Here is a 21,057-nt window from a genome sequence, read left to right on the forward strand (position 1 = left end):
CACGGGATTCATCTGGTTAACTGTTTCGACCAGATTCAGCGGACCATTCAGAACCAGCCCTACCCTAGGAACAGCCGACGCAGATTGCCTGTTTTGAACCCCACCTGTGGTACAAGTTCTCTATCTTTCCTCAAAGTCAGATAAAATGGTGTTTCACGGCGATTGGAGGTCGCTCTACGCGCGCTCTCGTGCGTAAAAATGGTAATTCTTTGCCTCGCTTTTCTTTCCGTTGGCCCGCTCGATGTCCGAATCTTCCGCTCGCGAAACGACCAACCCAAACGAATCGGTTGAATCTGGTACCCAGGTAGGTGATTCCGCTTATCAGCAACCCGAACCGGATCCAAATTGGAGTCCGCCGGATCCCGTTCTTTCGGAAGCCACTCTGCTCGACCCATTGGCACCGAACGAGCCGTTGGAAGAGGCGGACGCTGATGCAGCCGCTACAAAGCAGGCGGTTGCACGCCGATCCAGCGACCCTTCGGCCAACAAGAAGAAATGGACCAAGGCGTCGAATTGGCGACCGCGAATGGTCCGATGGCAGCGCCAGTTGGCTCGCGTCAACGCTTTCGAAGACACGCTGCAATCGGAAGACGACGTCACATTGCGAAAACGCAGTTTGGCTCTTCGTTACCGCGCGATGGCGGGCGAAAAACTCGGCGAGTTGCTACCGGAGGCCTACGCGCTGTGTCGCGAAGCTGGCCGGCGAAGTCTGTCGATGCGTCACTACGACGTTCAGATCCTCGGTGGCATCGCATTGTTCGAAGGCCACATCACCGAAATGCAAACCGGGGAAGGCAAAACGCTGACCGCGACGCTGCCGCTTTACCTGCACAGTTTGGTCGGCAAAGGAGCTCACCTGGCGACGGTCAATGATTACTTGGCCAAGCGGGATGCCGAGTGGATGATGCCGCTGTTTGAGATGCTGGGGGTTTCTGTCGGGATCATTCAAACGGAAGACGACCAGGGCGGGCGTCGGAAGAGCTACGGTGCCGCGATCACCTATGGCACGGCGAAGGAATTTGGTTTCGACTTCTTGCGTGACCGTCTGCTGCTGCGAGCCCAGAACCGAATGCAAACAGAAATGCTGGGCAGCGGTGAGGGTGGCTTCAGCGATTCAGGCGACCAAGTCGTGATGCGAGGCATGCACTTCTGTTTGGTCGATGAGGCGGACAGCATTCTGATTGACGAAGCTCGTACGCCGCTGATCATCGGCAGCATCGAAGACACTGTTCGCGATCAGATCATCGAAACGTACAAATGGGCAGCGGACAACGCGCCGCTGTTCGAAATTGACGAACACTTCGAAATCGATGATGAAACCAAACGCTACGAATTGACCGCACGAGGCCGCAGCAAGGTCCGCGCGTTGCCAAAGAGCGACTTGGTTCGCACGATGGGCTTGGTCGACATGTACGAATACATCGAACGGTCGATCAAAACGCACCGCGAATTCTTATTGGATCGCCAGTACGTGATTCGTCCGAGCGAGAAGGATCCGAATGTGGACGAGATCGTCATCGTTGACGAGTTCACGGGCCGATTGGCCGAAGGCCGTAAGTGGCGTGATGGGATCCACCAGTCCATCGAAGCCAAGGAAGGTGTCGAAATCAGCGTGCCAACCGGTCAGGCGGCTCGAATCACCGTTCAAGATTTGTTTCTGCGTTACCCGCACCTGGCAGGGATGACCGGTACGGCGGCAACCAGTGCTGGCGAGCTACGCAAGATCTATCGCACCCCGGTCGTTCGCGTTCCGACCAACCGGCCTCCCCAACGAGTCCAGTTGCCATCCCGCGTGTTTGGAACGCTCAATTCCAAGTTCGAAGCGATCGCGAAGGAGGTCGAAGAGATTCACGCGACCGGGCGACCGGTTTTGGTGGGAACACGCTCGATCGACAAAAGCGTTTTGCTTTCGAAGTTGTTGGATGATCTCGGCATCGAACACGAAGTCTTGAACGCGAACAACGTCGAACGGGAAGCGGACATCGTCGCGGATGCGGGTGGCCAGGGCAAAGTGACCGTCGCGACCAATATGGCTGGTCGAGGTACTGACATCAAACTTTCCAATGACGTCGAACAGATCGGCGGGATGCACGTGATTTGCACCGAGTTGCATGATGCGGCACGGATTGACCGGCAGTTGATCGGGCGTTGCGGTCGCCAAGGTGACCGCGGTTCGTATCGCCAATATCTGTCGCTGGACGATGACATTCTGAAAGGTGGCTACGGGGCGATCAAATACGAGAAGCTGAAGAAACGCGGTGAAGCGACCAGCGGCAGCGTCGATCGCTTGGCGGCGATGTTCCACAAGGCTCAACGGAAAGTCGAGCGTCGTCACTTCCGTGATCGAATGGTGTTGATGCACCACGAGAAAGAACGCAAGAAGATGCAGCGTGAAATCGGGCAGGATCCATACCTGGATACGCCGGACTGATTCAGGTCCCGGTTGGTTGTATCGTTTTGCGTAGCCGGATTCGCCAGAATTCGGAATTGGCGAGGGAGATCTGCGCGTCCGAATTCTTGGCGAATCCGGCTACTGCTTTCTCGCCTCGCTTTGTTCCAAAGCATCGGCTGGGTCGCCATGTGAGACATGGCCTACAACAACCTGTAGCTCGGTGGTCCCCCACCGAGACGAGACTGGATTCTGCTTCAGGAACTCACGGTGGGGGACCACCGTGCCACGGATCGCGTCGTCGCTCTGGCGTAGCTGGATTCGGCCGAATTCGGACGGCGGCCGAGCGAATTGACTTTGGATACGTTATCACCGCAACAATGAGGAACATTCGGTTAAACGAGATGGACCGCACAACCGATAAATTCGGCAGGGTCTTGGTCATTTAACTCCGCCTTCTACGGTCATTGGCTCATGAATTTCGAACGCATGTGGGAAGTCGTTAAACGGAACGTCAACCCGTTCAAGGGAGCGAATAAACCGAAATTGGTTGCTTTGGATCAGTTGATCCAAAGAATCGGCACGAACCTCGGATCGAGTCTTATCCGTCTGTCTGAAGGCGACTGGGTACACGACCAATTCAATTTCACATGGGTCCAGTCGCTAACCGAGCCTGAGTTCCAGGAATTTCGGGGGATGTGGCTAAGCTGTTTTCAGTCACACAATCGTTCCGGACATCAACGGCCGCAGACTGCTGCGTCTCCAGATTTCCGCCGATTTGCCGAGGAAGAACCTGATGGTCCTGACTTAGGATTACCAATGGCTGCGTCTCCAAATTTTAACCGACTTGTTAAGCCGGAGGCTGAGCGTCCTACCATCGAATTTGCATTGGCTGCGGCTGGACATCGATTTGCCAATGTCGTCAGCGATGCCGACCGGAAACAAATGCTGTCGACGCTGAGCAACGATGAATTCTGGAATGGCCTTCAGTTCGTGAAGGAGAAGTATCAGAAGATTGCTTCGGAGCGAAACATTGGCAACCTTCGCAGGGCATTCCTCGCCGTTCAAAGCATCGGCAATTCCGTTTCGGACAAGCTGTTCCAAAACAAGTACTTTGGCGAGTACGCAGCCAAAGCCGACTTGATCAACAACATCTACGATGACGCGGCAGCGAATGGACCGCAGAGCAGTTTGGAGAACAAACTGTTGGTAGCCGGTGGGCTTTGGCGGGTCGTCAAGACAACGCTTTCACTGGCCTTTGGTGGCATTGTCATGCATGCCAGTACCAGCCCAATGAAAGTGCTGAAGAAATCACTTGGTGCACTCAACGCACTGGCAGGGATGGTTGCCGGACTTTCTGATTTGCTTCTCGGTAATAATCCAAATTTCCAACCACTAACGGGGCGTGCCGGTATCGACGCGAAAATCGAAGAGTACAAGAGGCAAGTCCTCGGCCCAGGATCGCATCAAGAAGGTGACACGATTCGGCGTCAGATGGAAGATGGTCCAGCGCGACTGATGAAGAGTTCTGATATCACGATCTATGACTTGGACAAAGTTCGTGATCTGATCAAGCGTTCGCTCTGGTGGTGCAAAGTCTGGGAGGCGGATATCAAAGAGCTTCGTCGTGACTGCGCCAGCAATTTTGGAAATTCGAATTTGACGAGTGGATTGAAGGAAGCCGTTGGCGATAAATCAGCCAACGACGTCGTGAAGCTCAATGCTGCCATTGATGCAGAGAAGGTAAAGCAAAACGAGAAGATTAAAACGTTGGAAGCCAACGTTGCTAGCTCGAAAGCTTTCTACGGGAATCGCCTAGCGATCATCAACGATTTGCTGGCTGCGTCGGAAACGCGATTGAGCATCGCACGCAAGCAAGCCAAGTCCGCAGCCGCCGGGCAATCGTATGACATCTTGAGGCAAATCGCCGTGGAGGCATCTGGGTTCGATCGGTCAAACCTGAAGCCAGTCAAACCGTCAGAGATTCAACGTAAGAAAACGGTTTGGAAAAAACCGGCGGGAATAACACGAAAGAGCGTGTTGGAAGAAATCGATGCAGCGATCCAACATGGAGACCGCAACTTATCGATCGCGTCTTTCACGGATGACGACATTTCGTTGGAGGCCGCTGCTTAGTCGGGAAGAGGGCATCGTCCGGTCGTTTTGTAGCTCGGTGGTCCTCCACCGCGACGAGCCTTGTTTGCTTCAGTAACTCACGGCGGGGGACCACCGTGCTACGGATTGTGTTGTCGCTCTCGTGTAGACGGATTCGACAGAATTCGGAGTTGGCGAGGGAGGCCTGTGCGTCCGAATTCTTGGCGAATCCGGCTACTGTTCTTCTCGCCTCGCTTTGTTCCAAAGCATCGGCTCGGGTGCCATGTGAGACATGGCCTACGACAACCTGTAGCTCGGTGGTCCTCCACCGAGACGAGCCTGGATTCAGTCTAGTGACTCACAGTGGGGGACCACCGTGCTACAGGTTCATTGCGTTTCGATGCGGTCTTCGAAGCGTTCGATTGAAATCGCTTTGCCGTCGGCGTCGGCTTCGATGATCGCGCCGCACAACCGGACGTCTCTCGTCGCCACGTGAAAGTGACTGGGCTCAAAGCTGATCGTTGCGTTGGTCACGCGTTTGATGTCACGTCCGATGATGCTGTCGTACGGACCGCTCATTCCGACGTCGCACTGAAACGCGGTTCCGCCCGGCAAAAGGCAGCTGTCGGCGGTCGGCACGTGTGTGTGCGTTCCAAGCACCGCGGTCACCCGTCCGTCCAGATAGCGACCCAGGACTTGTTTGTCGCTCGTCGCTTCCGCGTGCACATCGACCAAGATGCAACGTGGGTTCTCAGCGGCCATTTCATTGAGTGCCGTGTCGACCGCTGTAAACGGGCAATCGACCGGACGCATGAAGACTCGTCCGAGCAATGAAATCACACCAAGCCTGCCGCCGGGTGTCTGAACGACGGTCCAGGTTCGTCCGGAAGAACTCTCCGGGTAGTTGGCCGGACGGACAATCCGTTGGCTGGACTGAAGGATCGGGATGATCTCTTTGCGGCGATAGATGTGGTCGCCCATCGTCATCACGTCCACGCCCGCTTCGATCAGCCGTCGGTACTGGCGAGGCATCAACCCCGCGCCATCGGCTGCGTTCTCAGCGTTGATGACCACCGCATCGAGACGGTGTTTTTTGCGAAGTTCCTCGGTCCGCGCAAGCACGCCGGAGTAGCCGGGTTTGCCTACGACATCGCCGAGAAACAAAAAACGCACACGGAGTCCTTGCGGAGAAGGTCGTTGCCAAGCTGCACGTCATTCCGAATGCCGTGCAGCAAAATCCTGCCAGCAGATTGCTTACCAGCGGAGGCCGAATTTCTCGCCGCCGCTCGGACGGTCATTGCCGCCCTTGAGAGGCCCGGAGTGCGACGCTTTGACCGCCAATTCGCGTGGTGGCTCGTCGACTTCTTCGACCTTTTCACCCTCGGCAGCCGGTTTGGCGTGAGCGGCTTTGATCGACAAACCGACCTTTTGCGAGTCACGATCGAAGCTCATGATTTTCACGTCGACTTCGTCACCAACGTTGACGACCGAGCTGACGCGCGAAACGCGGTGCGTTGCCAATTCGCTGATGTGGCAGAGTCCTTCGACACCCGCGGTCAATCGCACGAACGCACCGAATTCAGCGGTCCGTGTGACTTCGCCCTTGTGCACCGAACCAACCGCGAACATGGACTCGGCGGTGTCCCATGGGTTTTCCAGCAAGTCACGATAGGTCAGCGACATCTTGCCAGATTGCTTGTCGATCTTGTCGACGCGAACCTTGACGTTCTGGCCTTCTTCGATGACTTCGCTCGGATGCTTGATTCGTTCCCAGCTGAGTTTGCTGACGTGGATCAGGCCATCGAGTCCACCGACGTCGACGAATGCACCAAAGTCGCGAACGCTGCGGACGACACCTTCGAGGATGTCGCCGGGTTCGATTTTTTCGAGTTGTTCTTGGCGTTTGACTTCGCGTTCTCGTTCCAGGATCGCACGACGCGAAAGAACCAGGTTGCCGCGGCGAGCGTTGGCTTCGGTGACCAAGCAAACCATTTTCTGGTCGACAAATTCGCTGCAGTCTTCAACTCGGTATTCCGAGATTTGGCTGATCGGCATGAACCCGCGAACGCTGCCGACTTTGCATTCCAAGCCGCCGTTGTTGTGGCCGGTGATCGTGGCTTCGACCACGCTGCCTTCGTCGATGTCGTCCCAATCCGAGACTTCGGTCGCTTTGCCGGGCAGGCTGCACGAATACAAGCCGTCCTCGGAGTTGATGCCGCGAACGATGACTTCGATCGATTGACCGGGGGTTGGTTCTTCGTCGGTGAATTGTTCGAAAGCGACTGTGCCTTCGTCGGGGCCGCCCAAGCTAACGAACACGTTGTCTTGATGGATCTTCAGCACTTGAGCGTGAACGCGAGCACCTTCACCCAGCGGTTCGCGGCGGTCGGGCAGTCCGGCGTTGCCGCCAAGGATCGTGTCCAAATCGGCTTCCGCCAATGTGGCGTCGAGTTCCGCTTGTAGGTCGTCGCTCAGTTGATCGCGAACGTTGGGGACCGCCGTTTTCTTTTGTTGCGGCACGTAAGGCTTTTCGCTTTTGTCACGTTGCTTTTCACCCGCCAAACGTGGCAACGGAGCGTCTTTGCCGCCCGATTTGCCTTCGCCGGGTTTGCCGCCGCGTTTCCCTTTGTGCTTGACCTTGCCACCTTCGAGCTGGTCGGTCGAGACCGCTGCGGGAGAAACCGGTTTGGCAACTCCCAATCCGCGAGCCGCCAAGGGACCGCCGCCGATTCGCGGCAGGGGAGCCTTGTTTTTCTTTTGCCCGGCTGGTTTGGGGCTGCTCGGTTTGGCTGGTTCCGCGGGGGCCGGCGACGCCGATTCAGCCGGAGCCGATTCTTGCGAGGCAGGGGCCGCAGCCGAGGCTTCCGGGGTGGGGGCGTCCGAAGTTGGGGTTTCGGCCGTTGCGTCGGTGGATGGTTCGCCGCTGCTCATGGACAGTCAGGGGGGATCTGAGAAAGAGTGAAATGGCAATCGCGCCAAAGGCGTCCCGCAGTCTAGCAATCCGGAGGGCCACTCGGTAGCCTTCCCTCGTTCTGACTCAGCACAATCCACCGACAACCTTCGAGACCATGCCTAACTTTGACGATTGCACGTCTTCTGCCGCATCGAATTCGGGCGACTTGCCGTCCTGGTTGACCGATTTGGACGCATCCGTCGCCCAGCCATGGATCGCCGCGATTTCTGCCGCGGAAATGCCAGGTTTGGGCGAAGGGCCCACCAACCGTGAATTGGCGGATTTGCTTCGAGGCGAGACGGCCAAATCGTTCACGCCGCTTCAACGCAGCGGATTGTGGTTGTTGGCTGGGGACCTGGATCGGTCGCACACCATCAGCCAAGACGAAGGTTCGTCCGAGGGAAGTTTTTGGCACGGGATCATGCACCGCCGCGAAGGGGACTTTGGCAACGCAAAGTACTGGTTCCACCGAGTCGGCCGGCATTCGATCCTGAGCGATCTGTCGGGCATGTACCCGGAATTGCATGCCGATGCGGATGAGTTCGTCGATCGCGTCGCAAACGCCGTGCGAACTGGGGAGGACGTCGAGGAATGCCAGCAAGTCCAGTGGACCGAGTGGCAGTGGCTGATGAACGTCAGTTGAATGGTTTGTCGCTGGGGAACCGAATTCTTGGCGAATCCGGCTACACCATTGCGAACCACAATCCAACCAACCTGTAGCTCGGTGGTCCCCCACCGAGACGAGCGCAACTCGAGCGATGTGGGCGTTCCTGCCTGCCAATGGCGAATGTTTGGGGATACGCCTCGCTTTGTTCCAAAGCATCGGCTGGGGTGCCATGTGAGACATGGCCTACGGCAAAACAACCTGTAGCTCGGTGGTCCCCCACCGAGACGAGCGCAATCGAAGACTGCGACTTGCTCCAGCCAGCCCTCCAAGCGTCTGACTACTTCCCAGCGACGCTGGCTTTGGTGGGGCGTTGGACGTCGGTGATCAGTCCCATCATCTCCCAAACGCGGATGATGCCCCAGGACATATCGAACTCGTACCACTTGTGACCGTGGCGAGCCGAACGTGGAGTCGCGTGGTGATTGTTGTGCCAACCTTCGCCGTGACTAATCAATGCAACCAGCCAATTGTTGGTGCTGTGATCTCGCGTTTCGTAATTGCGATACCCGAACACATGGCTGAGCGAGTTCACTGACCATGTCCCGTGCAGGACGAAAACGGTTCGCATCGCGACTGCCCACACCGTCCAAGACAGCAAATAGCGGTAGGACACGGCCCAATCGCCACCGCTGACCGCGTATCCGACCACTCCGCCGATCAACGAAATGACGATTGCGTGGAAGACGAAGACAAAGAACCATCCGTCCTTGCGTTCGAGTTTGAGGTAAAAGCGGTCTCTCAGCAAATCGCGAACATAGCGTTCGTAATGGCTGGTCTTGTCGAGATCTTTGTGTCGGCAAACGACCCAGCCCATGTGTCCCCAAAGGAAGTTGACCAGTGGCGAGTGCGGGTCGGGCTGGTGATCACTGTGTTGGTGATGCATCCGGTGAATCGCAACCCAGCGTGCGGGGCTGTCTTGCAGGTTGCACATGCCCAGAATCGCGAGCGTGTGTTCCATCCACTTCGGGCATTTGAAGCCGCGGTGGGTCAGCAATCGGTGATAGCCGATCGTGATGCCGAACATGCCAAAGATAAAATGGCCGGCGATCCCGGCGATGAGGCCCGACCAAGTGAACAGGTACGAAAACCAAGCTGGAACGAAAGCCGCCAAAGCGACCAAATGGACCAGGGACAGCACGATCACGTATTGCCACATGATTCGAAGTGGCTGGGTTTCTTCCGGGCGAGGCAATCGCTGCGGATCGATGCCAGATTCGCCGACGGCCATGGCTTCTGTCGGGACGGCGCCAGACCCGAAATCGTTGGATTCGTCGAAAACCAACTTGTCGCGTTTCGCGGCTTCAGTTGGAGCGGGGGCTTCGGATGTCGACATCGTCAAAACCAGGGTGAATTGGAATTCATGGCCGAGCGGGAGCCGAGACTCCCAGAGTGGACAGTTCTTTGCGGGCCATGCTAGCTAGCTTTCGAACCGCTCGGGAGGGTGATTTGATAACAAATCCGCCACATGCGGCCCATCCTCGCAAAATCAATGCAAAAAGGCGACGCATCGAGAGAGATGCACCGCCTTTTGCTGTTTTCGTTGAGAAGGAGCCAATTGCTCCGGCCGCGACTACTTCTTTTTCTTGTCGTCGGCTTCGTCGGCCTTTTTGACCTTCTTCTTTTTCTTCAGCGAGACTTTGAGTACACGCGTCTTCGGCATGCCAATGATGCTCGACTCTTCGTTGAATTTGTCGAGATCCTTCATACGCTCGACACGTTCAGCACGCGTCAGGACGTTGCGACTCTTAATGGCCCCGGCTTGCACCTTGAGGCTGCGATCCATGGTCATGGCGAAATGTGTCAAAATCGAGGGGGAATTCGGATGGTCAAGTCGAACAGGTTATCGACAGTTCGATTTGCTGGCAAGTCGTAAGTCCAGCGGTTACCGGTTGTCCAGTCACAATCGGCCAGTTTAAGCGTCCGGCCCCCGAAATCGAGACCGAAAACGGGGGCCAGTGAACATCGGGGCCGGTTTAGGCGGCTTGCAACGATCGGTGCTGGGCGGCGTAGGTCACCCATTCGGTGACTTCTTCCAGGTCAGGAAGCTTGCCACCACGAGCGATGCGTTTGCCTTCGCGGGAGTGCGAAATGGCGTCGACCTCTCCGAAAAGTGTCACCGGGTTCTGATCTGCCAATTCCTCGGCGGAGGTGACTCCGGCGGCGACCAAGAATTGAGCGTCGTGGCCTCGCATCATCGGCACGCGGCAAACCAACGTGGTTTGTTGCTGCCATGCGAGCACGGTTTCGGCTTCGACTCGACGATGGTTGAGCTGTTCGGCGACCGTTTCCGGGGTTGATTTCAGCAAGTCATCGACGGTGTAGATTCCGATTTCGTTCAAGCGTTCGGCCATTCGAGGTCCGATCGATGGTGCATCGACAACGTCGCTGGCTCGTTCCAAGTAGAAACGCAGTTCAGTCGTGCTGCTAGATTCGCGGCTGCTGGAGCGTTCTCCGCGTTCACTTCGCTCGGAACGATTGCTTCGCGATTTCCGTTCGCCACGTGCTTCACGTTCTGCTCGAGGTTCACGTTCTCCGCGTGAGTCACGCTCGGTACGCGAGCTTCGTTGGCCGCGGCTAGATTCGTGATCTCGCATCGAGACGACGCCTTGCGAGCGGTTGGCTCGGCCGTTTCCGGAACCGTTGCCGTTTCCAGATCCATTTCCGGAGCCGTTTCCGGATCCGCTTCCGTTGCCCGAACCCTGCCCGTATCCGTTTCCGCTGCCGGAACCGTTTGCGGACGATGATCCATTTCGAGTCCGGCTGCTGGAGGAGCTGCGAACCGAGCTGCGTGAGCGACTCGTTCGGCCGCCTTCACTGTCACGGCTTCGCAGCGTTCGCGAGCGGGTGCGTTCGCTCTCGCGGCGTTTGCTTTCACGAAGCGATTGCATTTCGTTGGCCAGTTGGCGACCGCGGCGGGCGGCTTCGACTTCGTAGCGTTCTTGATCGAAGGCATCGTCGTCGTAGTCGTTGCCGAGGTCCAAATCGCGATCGAGCACGTGGCGTCCGTTCGATGAACGATGGTTGAGCGAACGTGTGCTGCGAGAGCGACCGTTCAACGTGCGACCGTCCACGGTGCGAGTGCGGGTTCGGACTTGAGCGGTTTGGTTTGCCGATGCGATCCAGCTGGTGATTCGAGAGAGTTCGTAGCTCGAACCGCTGAGCAAAATGCGTTGGCCGCGTTCGGTGGCCAAAAACGTTTTGACTTGGTCCAGCAAATCGCTGGGGTGAATCGCTGCCAGTTGGGCTGGGTCGGTGACTCCGCAACCCACCAAAACGCGAGCGTCAAAGCCACGCAGTTGAGGAACGCGGCACATCAAGCGACATTCCGATTGCCAGCGACGAATCGTGCGAGCGTCGACGCCAGCCAATCCGAGTGTGTCGGCCAATCGGTTGCTGTCTTGGCTCATCAAGTGAGTGATGTGCGAGATTCCAATCCGGCGAAGGCGTGCCGCGGCGACTCCATCGATCGACGGTGCCGAATCAATGGGGCTGTCGACGGTCAGGAAGAATGGAGTCTCGTTGACTTCCGATTCCGTCGCGTGACCATTTGCGAGAACACCATGTTCGTGGGTTCCGTTAGTTGCCGCGGGAAGTGTCGAAGTCGTTTGGTCGGCGTAGTAGTATCCGTCGCGATACATCGTTCCCGAAGGAGCGTGATCGGTTGCGGACGCCGGATGGCTGGGGACGAAACCGTTGTTTGAGGTTTGGTGTCCGTTGGTGTGAACCGAAGCGGCAGGGTAAACCGATGGCTGACCGTGCATGGGTTGCTGTCCGCCGACCCATTGGTCTTCGTCCAGTCCCGCGGTTTCGCGATAGGCAGCTTCGAACTCATGGTTCACGTCCGCCGATGCTCCGTTGAACCAACGTGAACGTTGGCCGGTTCCGAGTTCGGTTTGGCTGTCCAGTCCGTGTGGGCCGACGTAGCGATCTTGTCGACGACCGTTTCGCCATGCTGGTTGGTGAGCGTGTACGACTCGTGAGGCGTGCAGGCGGAAGGTTCGAGCACCGCTCCGAGCGAGCGACGATGCCAGAGGATCGTGGCTGGTCAGCAACACGATTTGGCGACCGGGTGATGCGTAGTCGGAAAGTGCCGAGGCAATCGCGTCGCCGGTCACGCCTTCGGCGGTCCAAGGACGAAAGGCATCGTTCAGCCCATGATTGTCCAGCCCGTGCATGTCGGTACGACCATCCACCGCGGTGAATAATTCGCGATGTGTTTCGAGAATCAATGGCACTGAACGTCCGGTTCGATCCATCAGTTCACCCGCTGCCATGCGAACGGCCATCGCAGCGACGGCACGTGTGACGCCCGGCAAGCTCATTTCGTCTTGATCATCGATTCGCACGTGGACTTGGCGTCCCGCGGCGATCGATCGAGTGTTGGTGAACCGACCTTCCGCTTCGCTTCTTTCCAGCGTATGAGGATCAACGTTGACGGCGGAAGTGGTCCACGTCACGCGGCGATGGCGTCCACCGGACAAGCGAACCAGCCAGCGACTGGCCAGCTCAACCAACGAAGATTCGGCTCGGGTGGCGGGACGGTAACGATTCAGCTCTGTGATCAATTCGTCTCGACGGCGGAGCAACTCAGTGCGGCGGGCGTTTCGAACCACTGGACGAACGGCTGGACGTGATGCTGTGATCTGTTCCAGTTCGTGTTGACGAGTGGCCAAGGCCTGCAGTTCTCGATCGAGTTGACGCAGGCGATCATCGACCGATGCCAAGTCAAATGCCGATTCAGGCATTCCGATTGGGTAGTCAGCGTCTACGATGGGCAAGGACCGAAGGCTGCGGCGAACGTGAGCGGTTTCATCCAGCACGCTTCGCAGTTGGGTTTCGGTTTGGTGCAGTTCGCTGATGCGAGCGTTGCGTTCGGCGACCCAGTCCGGGTGACGGCCGGTGATGGTTGCAAAGTCATGCAGTTCACTTCGCGATGCGGCAAGTTCTTCGACAATGCGAGCCCGGTCGTTGAGCAACTGATCAAGCGTGTCGGCGAGTTGACGCGTGACGTTGTCGACGTGATCGCCAACCACGTAAGGCGAACGCCGAAGTTCCGTTCGGATTTGACGCAGGGTCGATGCGAGCGAGCTTTGACGGCTCCAGGCACCTCGTAGTGGCTCGAACGTGAGCGGATCGACCGAACCCGTTGTTGCGGCAGCCGTTTCGCGTTCGATGCGACCGAGCAACCAATCGATTTGCTGTGTCGCTGAGTTGATTCGCAAATCAATGTCGTCGATCTGGTGCAGCGGACGATACGCGTCGCGATAGAAATCATCCCAAGCGTGATCGACCGAGTAACGATCGATCGCGTGGATAAAGTGATCGTAGCGGCGTCCACGAATTCCATCGACATCGACGGAATAAGCATGTTGGCGAGCGGTCGCGATTGAATCTCGAAGACCGCGAATTTCGGCCAGTGTTCGACGCAGTTGAATGATTTCCGAATCTGCGTGACGCAGTTGGTCTCGCAGTTCCGTTGCCGACAACTTCGCTGCGTATCGCAGGTCGGTCGTCAAGTATCCGTTGCCGGTGTAGTGATCGCGATGAACAGCTTCGTAGGCCAGTGGATCGGTGCCGTGGGTGTAAGGCCCGACCGCCGAGGCAACCGAACCAGGCACCGAGTAGGCTTTGGCGTCAAGATCGGCGATCCAGCGTTTTAGGCCAGCCGCACGGGCTCGCAACGAGTCGGCTTGTGTGTGCAGTTCGTGCAATCGCTGGGTGTGTTGACGATGGCGCTCGGTGTGAACGCTTTGGTATCGTGCCGCTCGCGAACGATGAGCCAAGATCACATTACGACGAGCCATGAGCGAGTCTCGAAGACGCACGCACTCTCCGCGTTGACGTTGGAGGTCAGCGACTTCGTTGTCCCAGGTGCTGCCGTACCAATCTGATGCTTCGAGTTCTTGGTTTGGCAGTGCGGCCAATTGGGCTTCGACGTCGGCCAATTCCGAGCGCAAGGCCCGTCGGCGGCGATCGTCGGTTTCTGTGAACGAATGAACCGATTCGCCAGATTGAACCGAGTTGCTGTAGGCGGGGTGGCTGTGGGTGTAGCGTGCCGTTTCGGATTCGTAGGGCAGCGTTGCCAACCCTTCGCGATCCAGTCCCGATTGGATGCAAGCAGCGACGACTCGAGAAACGCTGGTGACAGTCGTGTCGACCATCACTCCGTCCACGATCGATTCAGGCATTTGCACGCTGCGAAGAGCGCGAGCCGCCAAGGTTGTGTTGGTTTTGGTTGGGGTGGCGCCATCTTGGTTGCCGAACCATCCGTCGTGATAGCCTTCCCATGCCGTGGTGGTTTCGCTGCGTGGTTCGAATTCGACCGTGCGGCGACCGTTGGAAGTGCCATCGGCTTCGCGGCGGCAGTGGACCCATCCGTTGTTGTCGACCCAGACGACTCGTCCGGTCGACCCGCTGAGCATTCCGTTGGGATACTGTCGCGAAACAAGTGAGTCGCGAATGAAGCGGCTGATCGCGGTTTTGCCGGATCCGATCGGGCCGAGCACCACATTCAAGTGATGAGACAGCGGTCCAAGTTCCACCCGGTTCAACGGGCCATGATTGTCGATTTCGATTCGATCCAACAACATCGCAAAACGCTCCTTCCGTGGCTGCGCGTGATCACGCCCTGTAAGGGTCCAAGGTCCTTGGCAAAGAAAAGAGGGCCATCCTGCCCACTTGCGGGAACCTTTGCCGGGATCCTTTGTTCACCACTGGAATGGGTGAACTCGCGGAGACTTTAGACGAATCGGCAAATTCGTGGAAAGGCCGATTTCGTGAAACTGCGACAAGACCAAAAAATCATATTGTGGTCAGTCGACGTGGAAAGATTGCTCAAAGAGCACTTCGCTGCGATGGCATTTGCGGATCACGCGGCACGTCGTTCACGCTGCTTCTTTTTCTTCTTTGCCGCCTTTTTGCCAGCCTTTTGACGAGACAGGCGAATCGCTTGCGGGACCCACATCTCTTGTTTGATGCGTCCTTGCAGTTTCATCCAATTGTCAAAATGGCCGACTTGTTCGGCCGACCAGGCCGCAATTTGATGGTGGTAGAAAATTCCGTGTTCCTGCAATTCTGTTTGCTGGACCACACCGATGCCCCAAATCTGTGTCAGGTCGTCCGGTGATTTCGGGCGAGCCATGTAGAGCAGTCCAAGTTCTTCGTGCTCTCGGATGGGAATCCCGTTCTTGTCCTGGGTTTCGCCGTGTGACTCGGTTGGTTCTTCCGAAACAACAGCAATGGTGGTTGGATTCGCGGATTGCTTTGGTGGCTTCGTTGCAGTTGCCTTGGGATCGATTCGCCTGATCGAGTCGATTTGGTTGTGGTCTTCGAAGTGACCGGCCAATTCATTTTCGAGTGCTTCGATTCGCATCCGCAAAGCAGCGACTTCCAGGTGCAGGTTTTGAGACTCGTTGGTGATCGAAGCGGATACCTTGATGAATCTCGCAAGCTCCGCCCGGAGCAAACGAATCTCTTTGCTGTCGTCGATGTTTGTTGATGCCGTTTGTGGCGACGACTCGTTTCGATTGGCAGCCAGCTTGCTTTCTCGCTTTGCACGAAGTTCCTCCAGACGTTGCTCGCGGGCTTTGCCGTGGCTGGACAGCAACCCATACAAAACGATGCATCCCAAACAAGCGTATCCGGCGGCCAGACCCAGTACTAAGTAGTGCATGGTGTTGGCGGATGCGGATTCGATTGGAGGCATGACGAGCCAAATCTCTGGATGTTTGAAGGACGCAGATATCTGGAGCGTTCGGCGTTTGCGCGCGTCCGCTCCGTTTCTTTTTTCGGAACAATCAGAATAGCGCGTTGAATCTTTCTTCGGTTTTCACACCTTTGACTGAAGCACGCTCAAGCGTCGCCCACTCGGCGATGGCTGCAGCGAGTGTTTGGTTCCTTGATTCGAAAGTGTTTCACATGTTGATTGGTCCGGGCGTTTTGCCCGCGTTGATACAGAACTTCCGTTGCGATTGGTGGTGTTTCTTTGCTACCCCTCGGAACGTCGAGGAGATCCTCGACCGGTTTCATGTCGAAACCGCCCACCCTGACAACCCACCTCTCTACTCACAGATCGCTTGTCCGATGAATCGGAACCGGCTGCATTTCCGATTGGCCGCTCTCCCCACCGATCACCGCTGCGCTGCTGGCGAACGTCTGGTTGCATCTTTGCGAACGCCTTACGAACAAGTTGTACCTAAGACCGATCGCGGGCTCGTGAACCGTTCCGCGATGTCGATCCTTATAATTGGGATGATGTGTCTGTTTTCAGGTTGCGGCACGACTCAGGAACGCCAGGCGACCGAGCAATTGTTGTTGTCTGACGCCGTTGACCGCAGCGTTTCAACGATTGACTTCAGACCGCTGACGGGTGAGAAGGTTTACCTCGACACGAGCTACCTGCGATCCGCGAAAGTGCCCACGATCGTGAACGCTGACTACGTGACCAGTGCTTTGCGTCAACAGGTCATGGCTGCGGGGTGCTACTTGCAAGACAGTGCCTCCGAAGCTGACATTATCATCGAGGCTCGGATTGGCACGTTGGGGTACGACGACCACCGCGTGACACTCGGTGTTCCAGAGAACAACGCGATCAACTCGACAGTTTCGCTTCTGCCGAGTTCACCTTCGGTTCCGCAGATCCCGGAAATCGCCATCGCCCGTCGCGACGCTCGTGAAGGAGCCGCGAAAGTGGCTGCGTTTGCTTACGACCGGAAGACTCGCGAAGCCATCTGGCAATCAGGGATCAGTCGATCGCGATCGACTGCTCGAGATACTTGGGTGATGGGCGTTGGGCCGTTCCAAGGTGGGTCCATTCGTGAAGAGACCCGATTGGCTGGGACCAAGCTCTTGCGATTCGGACGGCGATCCACTGGGTCACCGCCAAAAGTTTTTAGTCGTCCGCCAGTTGACTACACCGCGGAGACGCGATTCGACGGTGGTTACCCTGTTTTGGGTGACGAAAACCAGAGCATGATCGGCGGCGGGTTGTTGCCCGGCGAACCGTTACCGAGCGTGACTGCAACGGAAATGCTTGCCAAAGATGAATCCGCGAGCGACTCAGAGGGCGACAAAGAGGCGTCCGGAGAGCCGACATCAAAAGAGGCACAGCCAGCTGAGAAGATCGCCGCACCACCGATCAAGAAAAAGTTGCGCTGAGAATATTCCCTCTTTCACGAGGGACGCGGCTTTTGTACACGCAGCTGAGAAGATTTGTTCAGTAGGTGTTTCGGACGTCGCAAATTCATCAACCAAACCGAATATCCGATGCACCGCCGATTGGCATTCAGCATCCGGAGTTCTTTTGGATGAACTTGTCCCATAGATCAAAACCATGAATCGAATTCATTCCATCAACCCCTTTCTGTTCACGCTTGCCGGTTGGCTGGTGTTGTCCAGCGTGACTCACGCTCAGACAGTTCCCAGTTGGCAGTCCGGTCAATCCGTGTTCAATGGCTCGGGATACGACCTGCCGTCATCACCGGCGGTGACAGCCTCAGCAATGCCATCGGTCCCGGTTCCAACCGCGGTTGATTCGATGGGTTTGCCAGCCGATGCGCCGGGAAGCGGTTCTTCGCTGAACATGAACGATCTTTCGTCTGGTTGGAACGAGGAGTTTGGTTTGTCTCCCGCCCAGTTGGAGTCACCGATCCTCGAGACGCCGCTGCCGGATGAAGTGATTCAATCGACCAGTTACGCGGACGTCGTCGAGTCGGGACATGTGGTTGAGTCGCCTCCGTTGGAGGAAGAAGTGGTGACTTGGTACCAGCGACCGTGGATCTGGATGACAAACGGATGGACAAACCATGCTGAGTTTGGATTGGACGGCAGTTCGGGCAACTCGGACACGCTGGCGCTCCAGACCGGTTTGGAAATGAAACGCAAAACGGACCGATACACTTTGGCGTTGGATTTCGACTATCGACAAGCCAGTGCGAACGACGTCACGACCGAAGAAAATGGTCGGTTCAACTTGGACTACGATCGCTTGATCAACGATTCCAATTGGTCGCTGTTTGGAAAGTTCGGGATGGAGTTTGACGAGTTCAAAGCGTTTGATCTGCGTTTGAACTTGAACGCTGGTGTCGGGTACTACTGGATTCGCAACGACGATACGAACTTGGTCACTCGCTTCGGTGCTGGTGCGTCCAAGGAGATTGGTGCGCCTGATGATTCGTGGATCCCTGAAGCGGTGTTTGGGATTGAAGCCGACCACCAGTTGACTTCGCGTCAAAAGGTGAAGGCGAAGTTGGACTTCTTCCCAGCCTGGGACGACTTCAGCGACTATCGGTTGGTGACCGATTTGGCTTGGGAGACTCTGCTCAGTGATTCGGATAACTTTTCGCTTAGATTGTCAGTGACGGACCGCTACGACAGCACGCCGCAGGGTGCACTCAAGAACGACTTCTATTACTCAGCGTTGTTGCTCTACAAATTCTGATCGCTGGTAACTTCTAAGTCCTGACAAGCTCGATCGCCGGTTGCGGACGTGACCGTGGCCGGTCGACCGTTCCGCGTGTTTCAGCCGGTGGGATCGTCTCAATCCGAACATCCGGTTGAATCGCATGGCCGCGTGCCGTTCCGAGCTTTAAGAATGCTTGCTTCCACCCGATTGCTTACCGAGTGGTGGTTTTTTGTGACGTAGGATGCATTTGTTCGCCCAAGGTGCGGACGTTTGAACCTTCTTACGCGGGGTACCAATTCATGGTCACTCGAAACAAAACACCACATCGCAGCGGGATCGCCGTCACGGAATTGGCCGTGGGGTTGCCGTTGTTGTTGGTGGTCATGATGGGCACCGTCGAAGCGTGCACCATGATTCGGTTGCAGCAAAAAATGAAGATGGTCGCCTACGAAGGGGCTCGCGTTGGCGTGCTCCCGGAAGCTCACGCTGAAAACGTCGAGTGGCAGTGCGAAACTCTCAGCACCGACCAAAGACTGAACAGCATCGTCGTTGTCATGGACCCCATGAACCCAGACACGCTTGAGTCGGGTGAGTGGTTCACGGTTGAGGTCCGGGCCCCTTTCTCCGAGAACACTTTGATGGGTGGATGGGGATTTGGAAATTATGACTTGGCCGAGTCGGTCACCCTCCAGAAACCGTGACAGCGGAATCATTCAGATGCCCCACTTGAATAAGAACTGTGAGAAACGTCGCGGCGCCGTGATCGTCTTGCTGGTGATCATGTTGCCGGTGCTGCTGATCCTGGCGGCTTACGTGATCAACGTCGCCTACGTCGAAGCGGTCACCGCCGACAGTCAAGTTGTCACCGATGCCGCGGTTTGCGCCGCCGGTCGTGTGTACATTCAAACCGGCGACAAAGACGCGGCGCTCGCTGCGGCTCGAGACGCTGCGGCACGAAACCCGGTCGCAGGACAAGTCGTCCCGATCAACATGGACGATCTCGAATTTGGGATCAGCGTCCGTGAGAGTCTCGAAGAAGGTTATGTCTTCGAACCATTGGCCGAAGGAGAAGAACTCGGCAATGCGGTTCGGCTGACCACCCTGTCACTCGCCAATTCGCCGCAACCGGTCTTTTCGCCGTTATTTCCGACGATGGGGACCAACTTGCAAATTCGGCCTCAACGAGTCGCCGTCAGCACGCAAAGCACGATGGACGTCGCATTGGTGATCGATCGCAGTGGTTCGATGGCTTACGCGAGTGACGAAACGCCCGACCCTTACGTCAATCCTGCGTCGGCACCTCCCGGGTGGACTTATGGCGAACCCGTCCCGCCGAATTCACGATGGTTGGATTTGGTCGCATCTGTCAATTCGTTCAACGGTTTTCTGGATGACTCGCCTCAGTATGAAAAGCTTTGCTTGGCGACCTATTCCGACAACGCCAGTCGGGATTGTGAGCTAACGCACACCTATTCAGCGATCTCCGATCAACTCGACGCCGTTTCGTACCAATTCAACGGTGGCGGAACCAGTGTCGGATATGGGCTGGAACATGGTTTAGCAGCGCTGACGGACGCCACTCACGCTCGCAAGTTCGCGGTGCGAGTCATGGTGCTGATGACGGACGGTCATCACAACACCGGCAAGAGTCCTGAGAGCATGACGTATCATTTGCAGAACCACGGAGTGACGTTGTTCACGATCACGTTCAGCGACGACGCCGATCAATCAAGGATGTCCAATTTGGCAAAAGCGTGTGGGGGCGAGAATTTCCACGCCACCGATGCGAGCCAATTGCAAAACGCATTTCAGAAGATCGCGAAGAAGCTGCCGTCGTTGATGACGCAGTGACATCATTGCCCGACCTTGTTTGACTTTCTACTGTGACATCGCATCATGCTTGAACTGCTGCATTCAAAATTTCGCTCGCGTGCGTCCGCACGTCACGGAGCGACCGTGGTGGAAATGGCGGTCGTTTCGACGGTCTTGTTCACCATCTTGGTTTCGGGCATCGAGTTGACGCGTGTCACGATGCTTCGACATTCCGCCGATCATGCTGCCTACATCGGTGCCCGCCGAGGAATTATCACCGGTGCGACCGCGGAAAACGTCGAGGAAGTGGTTCAAAGCCACATGGATGCGATTGGTATTCGCGACGCGACCGTGAAAGTGACTCCTGAGAAGATCACTGAAGCGACGACGCAGGTCGAAGTCGAAGTGGGGGTTCCCTTGAAGATGAACACCTGGATCAGTCCGGAACTGTTCGGAAAGAACCTCAAAGGACGGGCTCGGTTGCTGACCGAACGCGCGGCGATGGTGATGAGCCAATCGATGCCGACGCCTCCTCCACCACCTCCACCACCTCCACCGCCGCCAGAACCCGAGCCGGAACCAGATCCAAATCCTGAGCCGGAGCCTGAACCCAATCCGGATCCCGAACCGGCTCCGGAACCTGAGCCAGAGCCTCAGGAGCCATCACCTCCGCCGCCACCATTGTTGTAGTCGGGCGTGGTGGAACATCCCGCCAGAGTGAGCGTTCCACGTCAGCGAAT

At 56.7% G+C, this 21,057-nt stretch carries 14 protein-coding genes; 8 read left to right on the forward strand and 6 right to left on the reverse strand.

All coding sequences use genetic code 11. From position 1 onward, the window contains the following. Positions 1-241: 241 nt before the first annotated feature. Complete coding sequence (locus tag CEE69_RS04340; RefSeq protein ID WP_099259489.1) at positions 242-2,431, forward strand: preprotein translocase subunit SecA; 2,190 nt, start codon at positions 242-244, stop codon at positions 2,429-2,431. A 777-nt stretch (positions 2,432-3,208) separates the two neighbouring features. After that, positions 3,209-4,525, forward strand: coding sequence for a hypothetical protein (locus CEE69_RS04345; protein WP_233214677.1), 1,317 nt, complete (start codon positions 3,209-3,211; stop codon positions 4,523-4,525). Between the two features lie 345 nt (positions 4,526-4,870). On the opposite strand, the gene CEE69_RS04350 is transcribed toward CEE69_RS04345, so the two are convergent. Together CEE69_RS04350 and CEE69_RS04355 are read right to left on the reverse strand one after the other, a co-directional pair. Continuing rightward, entirely contained in the window at positions 4,871-5,656 is a 786-nt protein-coding gene (locus CEE69_RS04350; RefSeq protein WP_099259491.1) for a TIGR00282 family metallophosphoesterase, read from the reverse strand. An 81-nt stretch (positions 5,657-5,737) separates the two neighbouring features. Beyond that, positions 5,738-7,414 (reverse strand): 30S ribosomal protein S1, encoded by a 1,677-nt coding sequence (locus CEE69_RS04355; RefSeq protein WP_099259492.1) that lies wholly within the window; start codon positions 7,412-7,414, stop codon positions 5,738-5,740. 137 nt (positions 7,415-7,551) lie between these two features. On the opposite strand from CEE69_RS04355, the gene CEE69_RS04360 reads away from it, so the two are divergent. Beyond that, positions 7,552-8,079 carry a hypothetical protein gene (locus CEE69_RS04360; RefSeq protein WP_099259493.1) on the forward strand — a complete coding sequence of 176 codons (528 nt, stop codon included), beginning with the start codon at positions 7,552-7,554 and terminating at the stop codon, positions 8,077-8,079. A gap of 301 nt (positions 8,080-8,380) precedes the next feature. Here the strand turns inward: CEE69_RS04360 and CEE69_RS04365 are convergent, their stop codons facing one another. The 4 genes from CEE69_RS04365 to CEE69_RS04380 all read right to left on the reverse strand — a co-directional run bounded on the left by CEE69_RS04365 (position 8,381) and on the right by CEE69_RS04380 (position 15,808). Then, on the reverse strand, positions 8,381-9,436 hold the full coding sequence (locus tag CEE69_RS04365; protein WP_099259494.1) for an acyl-CoA desaturase: 1,056 nt from the start codon (positions 9,434-9,436) through the stop codon (positions 8,381-8,383). 237 nt (positions 9,437-9,673) lie between these two features. Next, positions 9,674-9,892 (reverse strand): small basic protein, encoded by a 219-nt coding sequence (locus CEE69_RS04370; RefSeq protein ID WP_085978436.1) that lies wholly within the window; start codon positions 9,890-9,892, stop codon positions 9,674-9,676. A 184-nt stretch (positions 9,893-10,076) separates the two neighbouring features. Further along, on the reverse strand, positions 10,077-14,693 hold the full coding sequence (locus CEE69_RS04375) for a DUF4332 domain-containing protein (protein WP_099259495.1): 4,617 nt from the start codon (positions 14,691-14,693) through the stop codon (positions 10,077-10,079). A gap of 278 nt (positions 14,694-14,971) precedes the next feature. Further along, positions 14,972-15,808 carry an iron-sulfur cluster transporter gene (locus CEE69_RS04380; RefSeq protein ID WP_099259496.1) on the reverse strand — a complete coding sequence of 279 codons (837 nt, stop codon included), beginning with the start codon at positions 15,806-15,808 and terminating at the stop codon, positions 14,972-14,974. A gap of 212 nt (positions 15,809-16,020) precedes the next feature. Here CEE69_RS04380 and CEE69_RS04385 point away from each other — a divergent pair, with 212 nt between their 5' ends. From CEE69_RS04385 to CEE69_RS04405, 5 genes are all read left to right on the forward strand, one after another. Further along, positions 16,021-17,259 carry a DUF6655 family protein gene (locus CEE69_RS04385; protein ID WP_233214685.1) on the forward strand — a complete coding sequence of 413 codons (1,239 nt, stop codon included), beginning with the start codon at positions 16,021-16,023 and terminating at the stop codon, positions 17,257-17,259. A 175-nt stretch (positions 17,260-17,434) separates the two neighbouring features. Continuing rightward, entirely contained in the window at positions 17,435-18,541 is a 1,107-nt protein-coding gene (locus tag CEE69_RS04390) for a DUF481 domain-containing protein (protein WP_099259498.1), read from the forward strand. A gap of 263 nt (positions 18,542-18,804) precedes the next feature. Next, positions 18,805-19,206 carry a TadE family protein gene (locus CEE69_RS04395; RefSeq protein ID WP_099259499.1) on the forward strand — a complete coding sequence of 134 codons (402 nt, stop codon included), beginning with the start codon at positions 18,805-18,807 and terminating at the stop codon, positions 19,204-19,206. A gap of 16 nt (positions 19,207-19,222) precedes the next feature. Next, positions 19,223-20,356 (forward strand): VWA domain-containing protein, encoded by a 1,134-nt coding sequence (locus CEE69_RS04400; protein ID WP_099259500.1) that lies wholly within the window; start codon positions 19,223-19,225, stop codon positions 20,354-20,356. Positions 20,357-20,464: 108 nt separating this feature from the next. Further along, positions 20,465-21,007, forward strand: a complete 543-nt coding sequence (locus tag CEE69_RS04405; RefSeq protein WP_099259714.1) for a TadE family protein — start codon at positions 20,465-20,467, stop codon at positions 21,005-21,007. Positions 21,008-21,057: the final 50 nt, after the last annotated feature.

The organism is Rhodopirellula bahusiensis, from assembly GCF_002727185.1.
Lineage (GTDB): Bacteria > Planctomycetota > Planctomycetia > Pirellulales > Pirellulaceae > Rhodopirellula > Rhodopirellula bahusiensis.

Bases quoted from the DNA above. Each gene is read 5' to 3' on its own strand.
- CEE69_RS04340 (WP_099259489.1), top strand. From the start codon at position 242: ATGTCCGAATCTTCCGCTCGCGAAACGACCAACCCAAACGAATCGGTT.
- CEE69_RS04345 (WP_233214677.1), top strand. From the start codon at position 3,209: ATGGCTGCGTCTCCAAATTTTAACCGACTTGTTAAGCCGGAGGCTGAG.
- CEE69_RS04355 (WP_099259492.1), bottom strand. From the start codon at position 7,414: ATGAGCAGCGGCGAACCATCCACCGACGCAACGGCCGAAACCCCAACT.
- CEE69_RS04360 (WP_099259493.1), top strand. From the start codon at position 7,552: ATGCCTAACTTTGACGATTGCACGTCTTCTGCCGCATCGAATTCGGGC.
- CEE69_RS04365 (WP_099259494.1), bottom strand. From the start codon at position 9,436: ATGTCGACATCCGAAGCCCCCGCTCCAACTGAAGCCGCGAAACGCGAC.
- CEE69_RS04370 (WP_085978436.1), bottom strand. From the start codon at position 9,892: ATGACCATGGATCGCAGCCTCAAGGTGCAAGCCGGGGCCATTAAGAGT.
- CEE69_RS04375 (WP_099259495.1), bottom strand. From the start codon at position 14,693: ATGTTGTTGGATCGAATCGAAATCGACAATCATGGCCCGTTGAACCGG.
- CEE69_RS04380 (WP_099259496.1), bottom strand. From the start codon at position 15,808: ATGCCTCCAATCGAATCCGCATCCGCCAACACCATGCACTACTTAGTA.
- CEE69_RS04385 (WP_233214685.1), top strand. From the start codon at position 16,021: ATGTTGATTGGTCCGGGCGTTTTGCCCGCGTTGATACAGAACTTCCGT.
- CEE69_RS04390 (WP_099259498.1), top strand. From the start codon at position 17,435: ATGAATCGAATTCATTCCATCAACCCCTTTCTGTTCACGCTTGCCGGT.
- CEE69_RS04395 (WP_099259499.1), top strand. From the start codon at position 18,805: ATGGTCACTCGAAACAAAACACCACATCGCAGCGGGATCGCCGTCACG.
- CEE69_RS04400 (WP_099259500.1), top strand. From the start codon at position 19,223: ATGCCCCACTTGAATAAGAACTGTGAGAAACGTCGCGGCGCCGTGATC.